This window comes from Candidatus Nitrosopumilus sp. bin_6a (assembly GCF_054095695.1).
This window is the reverse complement of the sequence record NZ_JBSWSR010000009.1, coordinates 78990-94872: the sequence shown is the minus strand read 5'-3', so window position 1 is coordinate 94872 and position 15883 is coordinate 78990. Positions and strand designations below refer to the sequence as shown.

Here is a 15883-nt window from a genome sequence, read left to right as displayed (position 1 = left end):
AAGAAGCTACTCCTGAACAATTATCACAGGTAAATGATTTACAACAACAGATAGATGATTTAGAAAATATTCTATCACATCAAAATTTCCCTAGTTCTAATCATGAAGAAGCTACTCCTGAACAATTTTCTAAAGTTAAGAAATTAGAAAAAGAAATTGAAAAACTTGAGGCTGTGGATATAGAACATGAAATTATACAAAAACTACGAAAACAAAATAAAAAACTTGATGATATTGAAAATAAGATAAATCATCATGATGACTCTGAATCAAAAATTTCAGAAACTGTTTCACAAGAAGCATATTGTGTTAAGTGTAAAACTAAAAGACAAATCAAAAATCCCGAAGAAACTACTATGAAAAATGGTAGGCCTGCTATTAGAGGATTTTGTTCAATATGTCAATCTAAAGTTTTCAGAATTGGAAAAATGAAAAAATAAAAATTTTATCTAATGTATAAAAATTACATTTGTCCAGATTGCCATGCTTGATTAAATTTTTTGATAGCTTCTTGGTATGCCATTATCGAATCATCCCCAGAAGTTTTGAGAAATTTTTCCCATTGACTGTTGAATTTTTTTATTGATTCGATATTGGTTTCTTTAAAGATATTTTCTATCATCTTTGTTTGTTGTTTGATGTATTCTGGGCCTATCTCCTCCCAAGTATTTTCCCAACTTGAACTAACTTTTTTTAATAATTCAGCATCTGATTCTAATGCTTTTTGGCATGCGTCATGATATGTCATTAAAGTTTCATTTGTAGCTTTTTGCCATTGCGCAAGAGATTCCTTCCATCCATTTAAAGCAGAATTGTAGTCTCTCCATGCTTTTTCAAATTCAGGCTTTTTAGATGTAGTTTTACCTTGGTTTTTTGGCTTTGATGCTGTTTTCTTTACATTTTTTTTGGGATTACTTTTTTTCTTGGCTACCATATTTTGTTTTAAAAATGGTAGATGTTAAATCTTTCAATAATTCTATAGACACTAAGAATTTGATGCTTTAGAAAATTTTGGAATGTGCTTTTTGTCTTTATTAATAAATAATTTGTAGTGTTCCTCGCATAGATTTCTTGTTTCCCTAAAACTGATTTTTACGGTTTCAATCGATTTTTCTTTACATTCTGAAATACTGCATTGCATTATTAAAAATAGATCTATACTTTGCTAATAAAACTTTGAAATAATGTAATTACCAATGCTAACTTTTTATGATTGTTTTCTGAGAAAAAATTATGAATGATGATGAAAAAGGAAAGCGATTTTTAGAATTAATTGATGATCAAAATAATTTTCAGTGGAAAATTGTTGCAAAATTAACTTCGTTAATCTCATCTGATTGGAATTCTGATCAATTAAAAAATGAATTAGAAACCTTGGTAGAAAATCATTCTGAAATAACTAAAGAACTTAATAGTTTAGATGATAAAGGCAGTATTTTATAATGCAGAATCAACCATTAATGCAATAAACAATACTGCTAGATATGGACTAGAAAATTTAAACAAAGTCCATGCAGCTTTTTCCATAGGTTTGATTATGACCCATATTGATAATCCTACCATTAATCCTCCTGATGCAATGGCAGTCCATAGATATACCGCTCCTACCATTTCATCACCACTTTGAGTTGTAATAAAAAATGGAGCAATAGAAAACAATACCATTACAACTGTCGAAAGTGCAATAGCTCTTGCAGAAGTTTTTTCTGATTGTACCGCAGTTAACATTGGAACATTTACTTTGTTATAATCTTCTTTGAAATGTAAAGTAAGAGCCCAAATATGCATTGGAATCCAAATAAACACCAATCCTGCCATTGCAAGACCCATAGTCCATAAATCTGACATACTTACAGCTACCCAACCAATCATAGGTGGTGAACCACCACATAACCCTCCTAGAATTATGTTGGTTCTTGAATTTCTTTTTAGAACATATGAGTAAATCAGAATGTTGTTAACTAATCCAAATGCAATAAATGCAGTTGCCCATACACCTTGTTCTAGTGTGGTAGTAAAAGAAATTCCAAATGCTAAAACTAAAGAAATGCCTGCTAACGCTAATCCAAAATTTCTAGCTTTAACTGCAGGATAGATTCTTTTTGATGGTAAAGGTCTATCTTTAGTTCTCTCCATTATTGCGTCAATGTCTCTATCATGATAATTTGTCAAAGTATTTGCAGCGGCTGAACCGGCTGCAACTGAAAATAACATCAAAATCCATGTTGCTGGAGAAATTTCAATTCCATAAATGTTAGATGCTGTCAATGCTGCACCAAATGCTGTAAAAACTAACAAATACCAAATTTTGGGTTTTGTTAATTCATAATATACGGCTACTCTGGATTCAGACTTTTGTTTTTGCAATATTAGTCACTATCCTTTGATGGCATATATGGCATTGCTTTCATTCGTGACTTCATTTCTATGAATGATTCAGAAGATTGAATTCCATCAATTCTTCCAATTCTCTCAGAGACCATTTTATGCATTTGATCCAATGATTTTGAATACATTGTAACAAGGATGTCAAATCTACCTGTTACTTCGGCTACTTCTCTAACTCCATCAATCTTGAATAATTCTTCAATAATGTGATCTCTTTTCTTCGTATCCATATTGATTCCAGTTAATGCTTTCACATTATACCCTAATTCTTCATCGTTAACAACAATTGTAAAACGTTCTATCAGTTTTCTTTTGACTAATCTTTTGATTCTTGAATACACTACTGATGAATTAACATTAATTTTTTTTGATAATCGAGGAACAGAAATTGAAGCGTCATTGGATAACTCTGATAAAATTTGTAAATCTAAGTCATCTACTTTTGCCGTCTAAAACACCTGAGTCGATCTAGTTTTCTGGATCTTATAAAGTTATTATTGTAAAAATTACAAAAATTATCTAAATCTTGCCTTTTTTGTACAACATTTCTGCTAACAACACTGCACCTTTTGCTGAACCCATTTTCTTATTGTGAGAGAACAGCATGTATTTCAGACCATTATCAAATAATTCTTCTTTTTCTACTCTGCCGATAGTTGTAGTCATTCCATCTCCAACATTTCTTTCCATTCTTGGCTGAGGTCTTGTAGGATCTTCATGAAATGCATAATAATTTTCTGGAGCCGATGGTAATCCTGCTACAGAAATGCCTTTGTTATAATCATTGTAAGTTTCTTTTGCTTTTGATGGATCAATTTCATCTCTAGTTTCTACAAAGACCGATTCTGTATGTCCATCAATTACTGGTACTCTAGTACAGGTACAACTAATTCTAATATCTGCATCTTCAATTTTTCCATCTTTTAGTTTACCCAGAATTTTCCTTGTTTCTAATCTTACCTTTCCTTCTTCTTTTGGGATATATGGAATAATGTTATCTGTAATGCCCATAGCTGATACTCCTGATTTTCCACCTCCTGAAATTGCTTGCATTGAAGTCATCATAACTTTTTTTGCTCCATATTTTTCAAGTAGTGGTTTTAATGTTATTGCCAAGCCTGTAGTAGTACAATTTGGTAATGGTGCTACCCAACCTTTCCAATTCCTATTCTTTTTTTGCACTTCAAGTAATTCTGTTTGTTCGTCATTGATTCCTGGAATTAAAATTGGAACATCTTCTTCATATCTATAAGCTGAACTTGTTGAAATCACTGGCAAGTCTTCTGCCATTTTGGTTTCTATGTCTCTAGCAGCCTCTGATTCAACTGCTGAAAATACTAAATCCAATTGAGATACATCTAATTCATCAATTGATCTTACTGTCATTTCTTTGATGTATTCTGGAACTTCTCCTCCTACATCCCATGAGACTATGCCGCTAGCATCTTTAATTGCATCAATATACTTTTTTCCTGCAGAACGTGAAGATGCTGCAATTTGGGTCACTTCAAACCATGGATGATTATTTAATGACTGCACAAATTCCTGACCTACAGAACCTGTAACTCCGATAATTGCGACTCTTTTCTTGCCCATGTTTAGTCATTGATCGCTTTCACCTAATAATCGTTTTCTGGATATTACCAAAACATACTATATCTGCTAATTCTACTTGGAACTGTGAAAATAAGAACAAAATTACCCATTCGTAAACATGTACCTGTGATCCATGGAGGAAGGCCTCCTTTAACCAATCATCAAATAATTGATTTTAGTTCAAATATTTCCCCAATTGGAATTCCACCGTCAGTAAAAAAAATCCTTAAAAAAAATATTGACAATATCAAAAATTATCCTGATTTTAGTTCATCATCGGTGATTTCAAGCCTAAAAAAATACACTGGGTATGAGAAATCAAATATTTTAGTTGGAAATGGAGCAATTGAAATAATCTACAATTTTTGTTTTGCATTCTTATCTAAAAAAACAAAAGTCTTGATTCCAATTCCCACTTTTCAAGAATATGAAGCAGCAGCTAAACTTAACGACTGTGTAATTTCATACTTTAAAACAATGAATTTATCTGAGAATTTAGATTTATTCATTTCACAAATTCCAAAAAATGGATGCATATTCATTTGTAATCCTAACAATCCTACAGGGAAACTTTTACCCAAAAATGAATTACTTGAAATAATTAAAAAAGCAAAAAAACTTTCTACATTTGTATTTGTAGATGAATGTTTTATTGAAATGGTTCCAGATTCTAACGAATCTGTAATATCTTATGTCAAAAAACATAACAATCTTTTTGTTTTGCGTTCATTGACAAAATCTTTTGCACTGCCAGGAATTAGAATTGGTTATGCTATAGCATCAAAACAAATGATTGAAATTTTACAAAAAATAAAAATTCCGTGGAGTGTTAATTCTTTGGCTCAAGATGCTGCAACCAGCGCTCTTAAAACTCAATCACATCTCATTAAATCAAATTTAGTAATTAAAAAAGAATTAAATTATTTAACAAATAAAATTAACAGATTAAATGGATTTATTTGTATTAATTCATCAACAAATTTCATTCTCATAAAAACAAAAAAAGATTCAACAAAATTACAAAAAAAATTACTTGAACAAAATATCTTAGTTCGTGATTGTAAAAATTTTAGAGGATTAAATAATCATTACATTAGAGTTGCTGTAAAATCTCATAAAGATAATTTAAAACTTGTAAAAGCATTGGAGAATGTAGAATGAAATCTTTAATGATACAAGGTACATCATCAGGGGCTGGTAAAACAACGTTAGTAGCAGGACTGTGCAGAATTTTTTCTGATAAAGGTTACAGTGTTGCTCCGTTTAAATCTCAAAATATGTCAAATTTTGCATATGTCACGCCTGAATTTGAGATATCTCGTGCTCAAGCAATTCAAGCAATTGGTGCAAGATGCAAAATCACTTCTGATCTAAATCCTATCTTACTCAAACCTATGGGAAATTACAATAGCCTTGTGTATCTTAATGGAAAATTATACAAGAAAATGCACGCAAAAGAGTATTATGAAAAATTTGTTAATCATGAAGGAATTTGTATGGCTACAAAATCATTAAAATCACTACAAAAAAATTTTGATTTGGTCATTTTGGAGGGAGCAGGATCTCCAGCAGAAATAAATCTGCAAAAATTTGATATTGCAAATATGAAAATTGCACAAAAAGCTAATGCTTCTGTATTATTGGTTTCAGATATAGATAAGGGCGGTGCTTTTGCAAGTCTTGTTGGAACAATGACTCTAATTGAAAAAAAATATCAAAAATTAGTAAAAGGTTTTGTATTTAACAAATTTAGAGGAGATCTAGATGTTCTAAAACCAGGATTTCAAAAACTCAAAAAAATCACAAAGAAACCTATTCTAGGAACAATTCCTTTGATGACTCTTGACTTACCAGAAGAGGATTCTCTCAATGCTAATCCCAAAGAATTTTTATGGAATAAAAAAAATATTTCAAAAATTGATCATGAGTTAGATAAATTAGCAAAAACTATCAAATCAAATATTGCAATAAAAGATATTGAGAAAATGTTACAATGATTGTTGAATCCTTATTAGTAATTAGTGCTGCTCTTTTGCTTGATTTCAAATTTGGTGATCCTAAAAATAAATATCATCCAACAGCTTGGATTGGATCTTTTCTTGCAAAACTTACTCTAGTTGCAAAAAATGAGAATTCTACACTAGAAAAATTTGGAGGAATTTGTGTTATTATGATAACTTCTTTCATAGTAATTTTATTGCTTTTTACATTAGATATTGGAATTTCTTTGATTACTGTTGATTATGTATCGTTAATTATTTCTGTAATAATTAGTGCATTATTGTTAAAAAGCACAATTGCCATTCATGGAATGCAAAAACATGCAGAATCTGTTATCCAATTTCTTGATGAGAAAAATCTTGACATGGCTAGAAATAATCTGTCGATGATTGTAAAGAGAAATACGACTGATTTAGACAAAAATCACATTATTTCAGGCGTGCTTGAAAGTATCAGTGAAAATACAGTGGATGGAATTACAGGACCTATGTTCTACTATGCTTTTTTTGGATTGCCTGGAGCATTTGTTTATCGTGTGATAAATACTGCAGATTCTATGATTGGATACAAGACTGATATTTTTAGAAATATTGGTTGGTTTGCGGCAACTTGTGATAGTATTTTAAATTACATTCCATCTAGACTCACAGGATTAATTATGATTATTTCAGCTGCTATTTTACAAAATAATTGGAAAGAATCCTACAAAATAATGATCAGAGATGGGAAAAAGACTGAAAGTCCAAATGCTGGATATCCTATGGCTGCTTTAGCAGGAGCATTAGAAACAAAATTTGAAAAAATTAATCATTACAAATTAGGTCAGGGTGAAATCACATTGACAAAAGATCATGTGCATTCAGCTATTGCAATTATGAAACTTACATCGATACTTTTCTTTGGAATGGTTGTCGTTCCAATAATTTACGTTTTATCGTTAATTGGATGGTGGATACATGCTTAAAGAAATTGGATCTGTTTTCTCATTTTTAACAATCTTTCCATCGTCAAATGCTACTTTAGATAATATTGCAAAATACATGTTCATGTTCCCAATTGTTGGAATTGCCATTGGACTGTTGATTGGTTCATTTGGTTTTGGCTTGTCATTTTTCTTAGATCCTTTGTTAGTAAGCTTGCTAGTTGTTGCATCTATTGCAATTGTAACTGGAATCCATCATACAGACGGTTTGGCTGATTTTGCAGATGGGCTTATGGTAAAAGGTACAAAAGATAAAAAGCTAAAAGCTATGAAAGATCTTTCCACCGGATCTGCAGGAATTGTCACAATTGTTTTGTATTTTATTGGATTGATCATTACTATCTCTCTTACTAGTGGATTTGATTTGTTTAAGGCAATTTTGGTCAGTGAGATATTAGCAAAATTTTCAATGGTGATGATGGCTAGTTTAGGTAAATCTGCATCTTTAGGCTCAAATTCCCCCTTTGTTGAATTCATGAAGGATAAGAAAAAGATTGTAGCAGCATTTTTGATAATGTTGATTCCTGTTATTATAATTGGTGAAACAACTGGATTGATAATGCTTGGAGTGGTTATTGCATTAACTATGTTCATCTTATCTCTTTCTACTCGTAGTTTTGGTGGAATTACTGGTGATGTACTTGGGGCAACTAATGAATTTACACGATTAGCTTCATTGATGGTATTTGTTTCATTATGATTGGCATTATAATGGCAGGTGGAAAAGGTACCAGGATGAATTTAGATAGTGAAAAATTATTGTTAGAATATAAAAAACCTATAATTCTTCATGTAGTTGATTCATTAAAAAATTCAAATTCTTTTTCAAAAATATTAGCTGTTACCAGTTGTAATTCTCCTAAAACAAAAAAACTATTAGAAGAAAATAATGTTGAAACTTTTGATACTCCGGGAATTGGATATGTAGAAGATCTTAATTTGGCATTGACCTCTATTCATGATGATGTCTTAGTTACATCTGGTGATTTACCATTATTAGATAAAGAAATTATTCAAAAAATTATAGGCGAATTTGATCCTAAAAAGACTTGGACAAGCATTCTTGTTACAAATGAATTTTTAATTTCACTTGGCCTTGAATCTGACTATACTGTTATTTTTGATGACAAAAAATGTCATTATACTGGAATTTCTTTGATTAATTCAAAAAGGATTTCCTCTCTAGAAAATTTGGATGAGGATTATGTCATTATTGATGATAAGAGAATTGCTTTTAATTTAAATTCAAAACAAGATTATGATTTACTCAGCACTGCCTGAGATTTTGCCATTTATTTGAGCTTTTGATCCTGTTGGTTCTGAAATAGTGTTGCCACAAGAATTACATGCTATTTGGGTTGATGCATGTGAATAAATTACTTGTAATTCACCACATTCATTACAATTGACTTTTTGAAACTTGCTTGAAGGCTTTGGAATTTCAACGTGATCTTTTTTCATGCTGCAACCAACTCAAATTTCTTAATTCTAACGCCTTTTTTATTGTATTTCTTTTTACATACAGTACATGTCATAAGTGGTGTAACTTTCTTAGTAACTTTGGCCGGTTTTGCTAATTTTGGGAATTTTTGTCCCCCATATCCCTGTTTACGCTCTGCGTGTCTACGTTCACCCCTGGCAGAACCCCTTCTTTTTCCAGCCTTGTAAATGGAAACTTTTTGCTCAGTATGTGTTTTACATTTTGCACAATACTTTCGAATCACCTTAGGGATGTTCATATCAACAAAACCTCTTAATCCGTAATTTAAGCATTGAATCTATAATAGGCGCAAAATCCAATACAAAGACGTGACTTCGAGCCTAGCAAATTCGATCTCTATTCTAAACTCTGTAGCCATGGGTGACAAGAAAGCCGATCTCATTTTAAAAAATTGTAATTTGTTATCTGTATACACTCGAGAAATTATTCCAAAAATTCAGATTGCAATAACTAAAGAAAGAATTGCATATGTCGGCCCTGATGCATCACATGCAGTTGGTCCAAAAACTTCTGTAATTGATGTAAAAGGAAAATATGTCGGTCCTGGTTTTGCTGATCCTCACTTGCATATTGATCAATTTGTATTGCCTTCTGAATTTGCAAAAAGGGCTTTACTTTGTGGTGTAACATCATTATTCTCTGATCCTATTGATATTGTTAGCGTTGCAGGTTATCGTGGTTTTCAAGAATTTCTTAAATTAGGAGAAGATCTTCCAATTCGAATATTTCAAGTTGTTCCAGGAGGCTTGCCTGTTGATGGAAAATTTAGTAGTAGTAAATCCTTGACTCTGTCACAAGAAAAATCTGCAGTAAAACACCCTCACGTTCTTGGAATGGGAGAAGTTTTTTCATGGACTAAAGTTACTCTTCGTGAACCAAAAACAATGAAATCACTTTCATCAATGCTTGAATGTGATTGTATAATTAATGGACATACTGCTGGTGCAAGTGAAAAAAAACTTAACGCATATGTTTCATCTGGTGTGTTGTCCTGTCATGAGCCAATTAACTTTGATCAGGTTTTAGAAAGATTGCGTCTTGGAATGTGGATAATGATTCGAGAAGGTTCCATTAGACGTGATTTGAAAGAAATAATTCCACGGGTTTTATCTCATGGAACCTATACGAATCGTTTAATGTTCTGTTCTGACGGTCTTGATCCTCTTGATATTTCTAAATTTGGACACATAGACCACTGCATTCGTGAATCAATCCAACTTGGCCTAAAGCCTATAGACGCAATTACAATGGCATCAAAGAATAATTTTGATTATTACAACATGACAAAAGATCTTGGTGGCATAGCCCCTGGAAAATTAGCAGACATTCTAATTTTTGATGACTTGAAATCATTCAAGCCAAGCAAAGTCTTTGTTGGAGGAAAACTTGTAGTATCTGATGGACAAATTGTCACTTCGTTCAAAAAGAAAATTATTCCTTCATGGATTAAAAAAACGGTAAAACTAAAAAAATTCTCAAAAAATGATTTTCTCATAAAATCAAAGCGCAAAGATGTTAGTGCAAATACCATCTATATGCAAACTGAAATAATTACAAAGATTGGATCTGCTGAACTTCGTTCTAAAGATGGCCATGTATCTGCTTCAATTGATTCTGACATATGGAAAGTTGCCGCCTTTGATAGAATTCATGGAACAAATAGACATTCAATTGGTTTTCTCGAAAATTTTGGAGCAGATGTAGGATCTTTTGCTTCGACTTGGAGTTTTCATGAAAATGATATGATCGTGATTGGTTCAAATGATTCTGATATGGCAATTGCTTCAAACTATCTAATCAAAAATCAGGGAGGTTTGGTTGTAGTTAAATCTGGAAAGATTATTGCTTCATTACCATTACAACTTGGAGGAATTATTTCTACTGACTCATTTGAAAAAGTTTCTTCTGATTTTGAAAAAATCAATAATGCCCTAGTAGATTCAGGTTCTAAATTTTCTAGACCTCATTTGATTCCATTATTCTTGCCTTTTCTTGCTTTACCTTCAGTCAGAATTCTTTCTGGTGGAATTGTTGATGTGAAAAAACGTAGCTACATTTCACCGATCAACTAAGTAATGTTAAAAAGGGGGTTTTGGCGGATTGAAGCTGAATCTAAATGGCATCAATTCAACAAGGACCAAATGGACCTGTATTAGTTCTAAAAGAGAGTGCATTACAGCAAAAAGGTAAAGATGCACAACAAAACAATATTGCTGCAGCAAAATTAGTTGCTCAATTAGTTAGAAGCAGTCTTGGACCTAGAGGTCTTGATAAAATGTTAGTTGATTCCTTAGGTGATGTAACTATTACAAATGATGGTGCTACAATTTTGAAAGAAATCGATGTTCAACATCCTGCAGCCAAAATGATGGTTGAAATTTCTAAAACTGTAGATAATGAAGTAGGGGATGGCACAACTTCCTCTGTAATTTTTGGAGGTGCATTATTAGCAAGAGCAGAAGACCTCCTTAACAAAGATGTGCATTCTTCAACAATTATTGATGGATATCAAGCCGCAGCTGATAAAACTCTTGAAATTTACTCTGAATTAGCAAAGAAAATACAACCTGATGATAAAGCATCTCTTCTAAAAATTGCTACAACAAGTATGCAATCAAAACTAATTTCTGAAGATAGTGCATTGCTTTCAAAAATCATAGTTGATGCTATTCTTAGCATTGCAACAAAGAAAGGCGATGATTATTCTGTAGACCTTGAAAATATCAAAGTGGAAAAGAAAGCTGGTGGCTCAATTGATGATACACAAATTATCAAAGGAATTGTTTTGGATAAAGAAATTGTTCATAGTGGAATGCCTACAAGAATTGAAAAAGCAAAAATTGCATTGCTTAATTCAGCATTAGAAATTGAAAAAACTGAATTAAGTTCAGAAATTAGAATTACTGATCCAACACAAATGCAGATGTTCTTAGAGGAAGAAAATAGAATGTTAAAGTCTATGGTTGACAAATTACATGATGTTGGAGTTAATGTGTTAATTTGTCAAAAAGGAATTGATGATATTTCACAGCATTATCTTGCAAAATATGGAATTATGGCAGTTCGTCGTGTCAAAGAAAGTGACATGATTAAACTTTCCAAAGCAACAGGTGGACGTGTAATTAGTAATCTTGATGATCTCTCAGAAAATGATCTTGGCACTGCAGATTTAGCTCACCAAAAGAAAGTTGAATCTGATAAATGGGTTTTCATCGAAGGATGTAAACATCCACAATCAGTTACAATGTTAATTCGTGGTGGAACTCAAAGGGTAATTGATGAAGTCGATCGTTCAATACATGATTCCTTGATGGTTGTTAAAGATGTGATTGAAAAACCAGCAATTGTTGCTGGTGGCGGTGCTCCTGAAGCATTTGCAGCCTCATTACTAAAAGATTGGGCTGATAATTTTGATGGAAGAGAACAACTTGCAATTAAAAAATATGCTGAAGCATTAGAAACAATTCCACTTACAATAGCTGAGAATGCAGGAATGGATCCAATTGATACTATGGCCAATTTAAGAGCCAAACAAAATCAAGGCCATAAATGGACTGGAATTGATGCTAGACATTTGAAGATTGCAGATATGATGGCAATTAATGTCGTAGAACCAATTGCAGTCAAAGAGCAAATTATTAAATCTGCAACTGAAGCTGCATGTATGATTCTCAGAATTGATGATGTAATTGCTGTATCTGGGGCTCCAGGTGGCGGCGGTATGCCTCCAATGGGCTAAAACTTTTAGTTAAAACTTAAGCATTTTACTTTTTGATATTCATTGTTGTACAAACTTGGTGTTGATTTAGGTGGAACCAAAATCGAAGCTATTCTATTAGATGAAACTCTTAATGTCATAGAAAGAAAAAGAATTCCAACCCCCAAAAATGATTATCAAAAAATCCTAAATTCTATCTCTTCTCTAGTATTAGAAATTTCAGAAAATGTTTCTGACTTTTCATTAGGAATATGTACGCCTGGAGCTATTTCTAAACAAACTGGATTAATAAAAAATAGTAACACTCAATGTCTAATTGGAAAATCACTCAAAGAAGATTTAGAAAATAAACTAGGAAAAAAAATCTCTATGGAAAATGATGCTAACTGTTTTACAATGGCAGAAGCAACATTAGGCGCTGCAATTGATTTTGATCTAGTTTTTGGTGTAATTATTGGTACTGGTGTTGGAGGCGGAATTGTAATTGATAAAAAACTCTATCCTGGTAGAACAAATATTGGAGGTGAATGGGGACATCATACATTACATCGTAATGGGAATCCGTGTTATTGTGGCAAAACTGGATGTGTTGAGACTTACATTAGTGGCCCTTCACTTGAAAATCATTGGATGAAATTAACAGGAAAATCTTCCACTCTGCCTAAAATTCTTACTGATATTGATAATGAAATTGGAAAAAAATGGAAAGATGAATTTCTAGAGAACTTTGGATTTGGTCTTGCAAATGTAATTGATATTTTAGATCCTGACGCAATTGTTCTAGGTGGCGGTTTGTCTAATATTGATTTTTTATACACTGAAGGAAAAGAATCCGTTTACAGTAAAGTTTTTTCAGATTTGGTGGATACTCCGATTCTGAAAAATAAATTAGGTGATTCTGCAGGTGTTTTTGGTGCCTGTATGCTTTAATCTGGACATCCTTCCATCTTTGAAATTGAATATCCGTCTGTCATGATTTCAATTTCCATATCTTCTGGTACTGATTGAGTGTGACAAAATTTACATTCTTCTGTTGTAACTATAGATGATTCTTCCCCAATCGATTTTAGCCATTCTTTTGCATATGAAATTGCTTTTTCTACATCACTATTGTCAGTGACAACATCAAAGTGCATTGTATGTCCGTCTTTTGCTTTTACATATGTATCAAAAACATGAAAATCCATTTTAATCACAAACTATGAAGAATATTGGTTTTTAATTGTTATACTTTTTTCTATTATCATATTTACATCTGCATCTAATTCAGTACTAATCAAAATTAAACCTGCACCACCAATAGGAATTGTTATTCTGAAAATTTTCTCATATTTTGCCAGTGCATATATTGGCTTTCCAATTTTATCTGAAGTTTTTTTACGTGTTGACCATCGATAAACCGCTTGAGATAAAGACATCTCGGTTTCTTCTTTTGTTAAATGACTTTTTAATCCAGGACGAATTTTGTCATATAGTTCACCAAAATCATAGACTCCTACATATCGAATATTTTTATCAGAATTTAACATCTGATCACACATTTTTTCATATTCCAATTTTATCACTACTGTGGCTCAATTGTTGCTGGTGGTTTACTTGATATGGTATAAGTGACCCAAGTAACGTCTTCAATCTCATTTGTTATTCTGTTACTCATTTTTTCTAATAATCCATGTGGTAATCTTGTCCAATCTGCAGTCATTGCATCAACTGAATCTACAACTCTAATCATTACAATATTTCCATATCGACGTTCATCCCCTACAACTCCCACTGCTCTATCATCACCAACTGCTGCATATGCTTGCCATACTTTTTCATACAAGCCAGATACCATCAATTCTTCTTCAACTATCTTGCTGGCTACTTTACAAATCTCTAGCTTTGTTGGAGTAACTTCTCCGATTATCCTTACTGACAAACCTGGTCCTGGAAACGGATGTCTCATGAAAAGTTTTTCTGGAACTCCAAGAATTTTAGCGATTTTTCTTACTTCATCCTTATACAAGTCCTTTAGTGGTTCTAAAATTTCTAAATTCAGCCATTCTGGTAGCCCTCCTACGTTATGATGTGATTTGATAACTGCAGCAGGTCCTTTTGAGACGCCACTTTCAATAATATCTGGATACAGTGTGCCTTGAGCTAACCATTTGAATGGACCATTCCCTTTAGCAAATTCAGTAAATACCTGAACAAATTCTTCACCCACAATTTTCCTTTTCCTTTCAGGATCTACAACTCCTTTGAGTTTTCCCAGAAATGCATCTGCTGCATTTACTGCTGTAAAATCAACTTTGAAATTATCCTTGAACATTTCCTCAATTTCTTTTTCTTCGTCTAATCGCAGTAATCCGTTATCAACAAAAACACACTTTAGTCTATCACCTATTGCTTTGTGAATTAGTAATGCTACAACTGTCGAATCTATTCCACCACTAACTCCGCAAAGCACATTTCCATCTATCTTTGAAATTTTTTCAACAGCCGTATCGATAAAGCCTTCCATAGTCCAATCTTGTCTTGCACCACAAACTTTCAAAACGAAATTTTTTAGAATTTCCGTACCTTGTTCTGTATGCACTACTTCTGGATGGAATTGAATCCCATAAACTGATTTTTCTTTTGATGCAATTGCAGCTGCTTTTGCACTTTCGGTATGACCTATCACTTTGAAACCCTCTGGAATTTGCTCTGCTTCATCACCATGACTCATCCATGCTCTAACTGATTCACCAATTCCATTTAGAAGATCTTCATCATTGTCAATTGTTAGTAGTGATGAACCATATTCTTTGTTTGCTCTTTTTACTTTTCCTCCGTATTTATTTACAATCAGCTGATGACCATAGCAAATTCCAAGTAATGGCAAATTCATATCAAAAATTTTATTTTCTGGAATTGGGGCATCTGAACTATAAACACTAGATGGACCTCCTGAAAAAATTATTCCAGTAGGGTTAAGCTTTTGTAATTCTTCATAACTAATATCATAAGGAACTAGTTCTGCATAAACAGAGAACTCTCTAATTCTTCTACAGATTAAATGACTGTACTGTGATCCAAAATCTAAAACTACAATTTTATCCATATTATCACTTGTTTACATTTTCTAGCATTCTAGTCAATGACCATCCTGCTGTATTGATTAACTCGTTCACTCTTTCTTTTTGCCTATAGTTTTTAATTATAATTTCTCTAATATTTGCCCCGTTTTTGTTAACAATATAATCGATAACTGATTCTTTTTGGATTTTTCCACTTTCTGCTTCAACAACATCTTTCCTTTTCATCTCTCCAATTATCCTGTCTAGAAAGAATGATTTGAAAGGTGGTGTGTCTGCATTGATTGCAATTTCATTATCTAAAACTATGGAAACCTGATCTGGTGTAACAAATGCCTTGGCAATAATTTTACCATCATTGACTCTTTTAATAGGAATTGAATTTTCTACAGGCTTTTCTATGATCTCTTGTTTGTTTTCCACCTCTTTTCTTATCTCCAGCTGAGAAGCTTTTGTAAAACTGGAATCTTTTAAGAACAAATCTAAAACATTGATATTTTTTTCAAGCATTTCTATACTCTCTTGATGTTTGTCAATTTGCTCGATCAAACTCTCTTTCAAAGCAACGATTTCTTTAACTTGCTCCTCTGAAAACTTCATAATCTGATTAATGATGATTAGGTATTAAATGCATT

Annotated in this window: 20 protein-coding genes; 10 read left to right on the top strand and 10 right to left on the bottom strand. The window is 32.4% G+C overall.

Annotated features, from left to right (window positions below):
* The first annotated feature begins 275 nt into the window (after nt 1-275).
* Complete coding sequence (locus ACW9XA_RS09620) at nt 276-440, top strand: DUF5679 domain-containing protein (protein WP_457764104.1); 165 nt, start codon at nt 276-278, stop codon at nt 438-440.
* 23 nt (nt 441-463) lie between these two features.
* Here the strand turns inward: ACW9XA_RS09620 and ACW9XA_RS09615 are convergent, their stop codons facing one another.
* Entirely contained in the window at nt 464-934 is a 471-nt protein-coding gene (locus ACW9XA_RS09615) for a hypothetical protein (protein ID WP_457764099.1), read from the bottom strand.
* Between the two features lie 299 nt (nt 935-1233).
* Between ACW9XA_RS09615 and ACW9XA_RS09610 the strand changes: the two genes are divergently transcribed.
* Nucleotides 1234-1443: a hypothetical protein gene (locus ACW9XA_RS09610; RefSeq protein ID WP_457764098.1), complete on the top strand. Its 210-nt coding sequence runs from the start codon at nt 1234-1236 to the stop codon at nt 1441-1443.
* Here ACW9XA_RS09610 and cyoE read toward each other — a convergent pair.
* The 3 genes from cyoE to asd all read right to left on the bottom strand — a co-directional run bounded on the left by cyoE (nt 1438) and on the right by asd (nt 3984).
* On the bottom strand, nt 1438-2367 hold the full coding sequence (gene cyoE / locus ACW9XA_RS09605) for a heme o synthase (protein ID WP_457764097.1): 930 nt from the start codon (nt 2365-2367) through the stop codon (nt 1438-1440). The two genes, ACW9XA_RS09610 and cyoE, sit on opposite strands and share 6 nt — an antisense overlap.
* Nucleotides 2368-2369: 2 nt before the next feature.
* Nucleotides 2370-2729 (bottom strand): Lrp/AsnC family transcriptional regulator, encoded by a 360-nt coding sequence (locus ACW9XA_RS09600; protein WP_457764096.1) that lies wholly within the window; start codon nt 2727-2729, stop codon nt 2370-2372.
* A gap of 178 nt (nt 2730-2907) precedes the next feature.
* Nucleotides 2908-3984 (bottom strand): aspartate-semialdehyde dehydrogenase, encoded by a 1077-nt coding sequence (gene asd / locus ACW9XA_RS09595; RefSeq protein ID WP_457764095.1) that lies wholly within the window; start codon nt 3982-3984, stop codon nt 2908-2910.
* Nucleotides 3985-4068: 84 nt separating this feature from the next.
* Here asd and cobD point away from each other — a divergent pair, with 84 nt between their 5' ends.
* From cobD to ACW9XA_RS09570, 5 genes are read left to right on the top strand one after another with little or no spacing between them, the layout of a single operon-like run.
* Complete coding sequence (cobD, locus tag ACW9XA_RS09590) at nt 4069-5145, top strand: threonine-phosphate decarboxylase CobD (protein WP_457764094.1); 1077 nt, start codon at nt 4069-4071, stop codon at nt 5143-5145.
* On the top strand, nt 5142-5981 hold the full coding sequence (locus ACW9XA_RS09585; protein WP_457764093.1) for a cobyric acid synthase: 840 nt from the start codon (nt 5142-5144) through the stop codon (nt 5979-5981). Before cobD ends, ACW9XA_RS09585 begins: the two co-directional genes overlap by 4 nt.
* Complete coding sequence (locus ACW9XA_RS09580) at nt 5978-6949, top strand: cobalamin biosynthesis protein (RefSeq protein WP_457764092.1); 972 nt, start codon at nt 5978-5980, stop codon at nt 6947-6949. The genes ACW9XA_RS09585 and ACW9XA_RS09580 overlap by 4 nt, the downstream gene beginning before the upstream one ends.
* The gene (gene cobS, locus ACW9XA_RS09575; RefSeq protein WP_457764091.1) at nt 6942-7667 is read left to right on the top strand and encodes an adenosylcobinamide-GDP ribazoletransferase; all 726 of its coding nucleotides are present in this window, start codon (nt 6942-6944) and stop codon (nt 7665-7667) included. Before ACW9XA_RS09580 ends, cobS begins: the two co-directional genes overlap by 8 nt.
* The gene (locus ACW9XA_RS09570; protein ID WP_457764090.1) at nt 7664-8248 is read left to right on the top strand and encodes an NTP transferase domain-containing protein; all 585 of its coding nucleotides are present in this window, start codon (nt 7664-7666) and stop codon (nt 8246-8248) included. Before cobS ends, ACW9XA_RS09570 begins: the two co-directional genes overlap by 4 nt.
* Here ACW9XA_RS09570 and ACW9XA_RS09565 read toward each other — a convergent pair.
* Nucleotides 8231-8428, bottom strand: coding sequence for a 30S ribosomal protein S27e (locus tag ACW9XA_RS09565; RefSeq protein ID WP_300326428.1), 198 nt, complete (start codon nt 8426-8428; stop codon nt 8231-8233). The two genes, ACW9XA_RS09570 and ACW9XA_RS09565, sit on opposite strands and share 18 nt — an antisense overlap.
* Nucleotides 8425-8706 (bottom strand): 50S ribosomal protein L44e, encoded by a 282-nt coding sequence (locus ACW9XA_RS09560; RefSeq protein ID WP_014964306.1) that lies wholly within the window; start codon nt 8704-8706, stop codon nt 8425-8427. Before ACW9XA_RS09560 ends, ACW9XA_RS09565 begins: the two co-directional genes overlap by 4 nt.
* Before the next feature lie 118 nt (nt 8707-8824).
* Between ACW9XA_RS09560 and ACW9XA_RS09555 the strand changes: the two genes are divergently transcribed.
* From ACW9XA_RS09555 to ACW9XA_RS09545, 3 genes are read left to right on the top strand one after another with little or no spacing between them, the layout of a single operon-like run.
* Nucleotides 8825-10540: an adenine deaminase gene (locus ACW9XA_RS09555; protein ID WP_457764103.1), complete on the top strand. Its 1716-nt coding sequence runs from the start codon at nt 8825-8827 to the stop codon at nt 10538-10540.
* A gap of 44 nt (nt 10541-10584) precedes the next feature.
* Nucleotides 10585-12207: a thermosome subunit beta gene (thsB, locus tag ACW9XA_RS09550; protein WP_457764089.1), complete on the top strand. Its 1623-nt coding sequence runs from the start codon at nt 10585-10587 to the stop codon at nt 12205-12207.
* 42 nt (nt 12208-12249) lie between these two features.
* Nucleotides 12250-13116, top strand: coding sequence for an ROK family protein (locus ACW9XA_RS09545; RefSeq protein WP_457764088.1), 867 nt, complete (start codon nt 12250-12252; stop codon nt 13114-13116).
* Here ACW9XA_RS09545 and ACW9XA_RS09540 read toward each other — a convergent pair.
* Genes ACW9XA_RS09540 through ACW9XA_RS09525 form a run of 4 tightly spaced genes read right to left on the bottom strand, consistent with a single transcriptional unit; the run spans nt 13113 to nt 15848 of the window.
* On the bottom strand, nt 13113-13373 hold the full coding sequence (locus ACW9XA_RS09540) for a DUF2024 family protein (RefSeq protein WP_457764087.1): 261 nt from the start codon (nt 13371-13373) through the stop codon (nt 13113-13115). The two genes, ACW9XA_RS09545 and ACW9XA_RS09540, sit on opposite strands and share 4 nt — an antisense overlap.
* Nucleotides 13374-13385: 12 nt before the next feature.
* Complete coding sequence (locus tag ACW9XA_RS09535; RefSeq protein ID WP_457764086.1) at nt 13386-13751, bottom strand: hypothetical protein; 366 nt, start codon at nt 13749-13751, stop codon at nt 13386-13388.
* Nucleotides 13751-15274 carry a glutamine-hydrolyzing GMP synthase gene (gene guaA, locus ACW9XA_RS09530; RefSeq protein ID WP_457764085.1) on the bottom strand — a complete coding sequence of 508 codons (1524 nt, stop codon included), beginning with the start codon at nt 15272-15274 and terminating at the stop codon, nt 13751-13753. Before guaA ends, ACW9XA_RS09535 begins: the two co-directional genes overlap by 1 nt.
* 4 nt (nt 15275-15278) lie before the next feature.
* Entirely contained in the window at nt 15279-15848 is a 570-nt protein-coding gene (locus tag ACW9XA_RS09525; RefSeq protein WP_457764084.1) for a hypothetical protein, read from the bottom strand.
* Nucleotides 15849-15883: the final 35 nt, after the last annotated feature.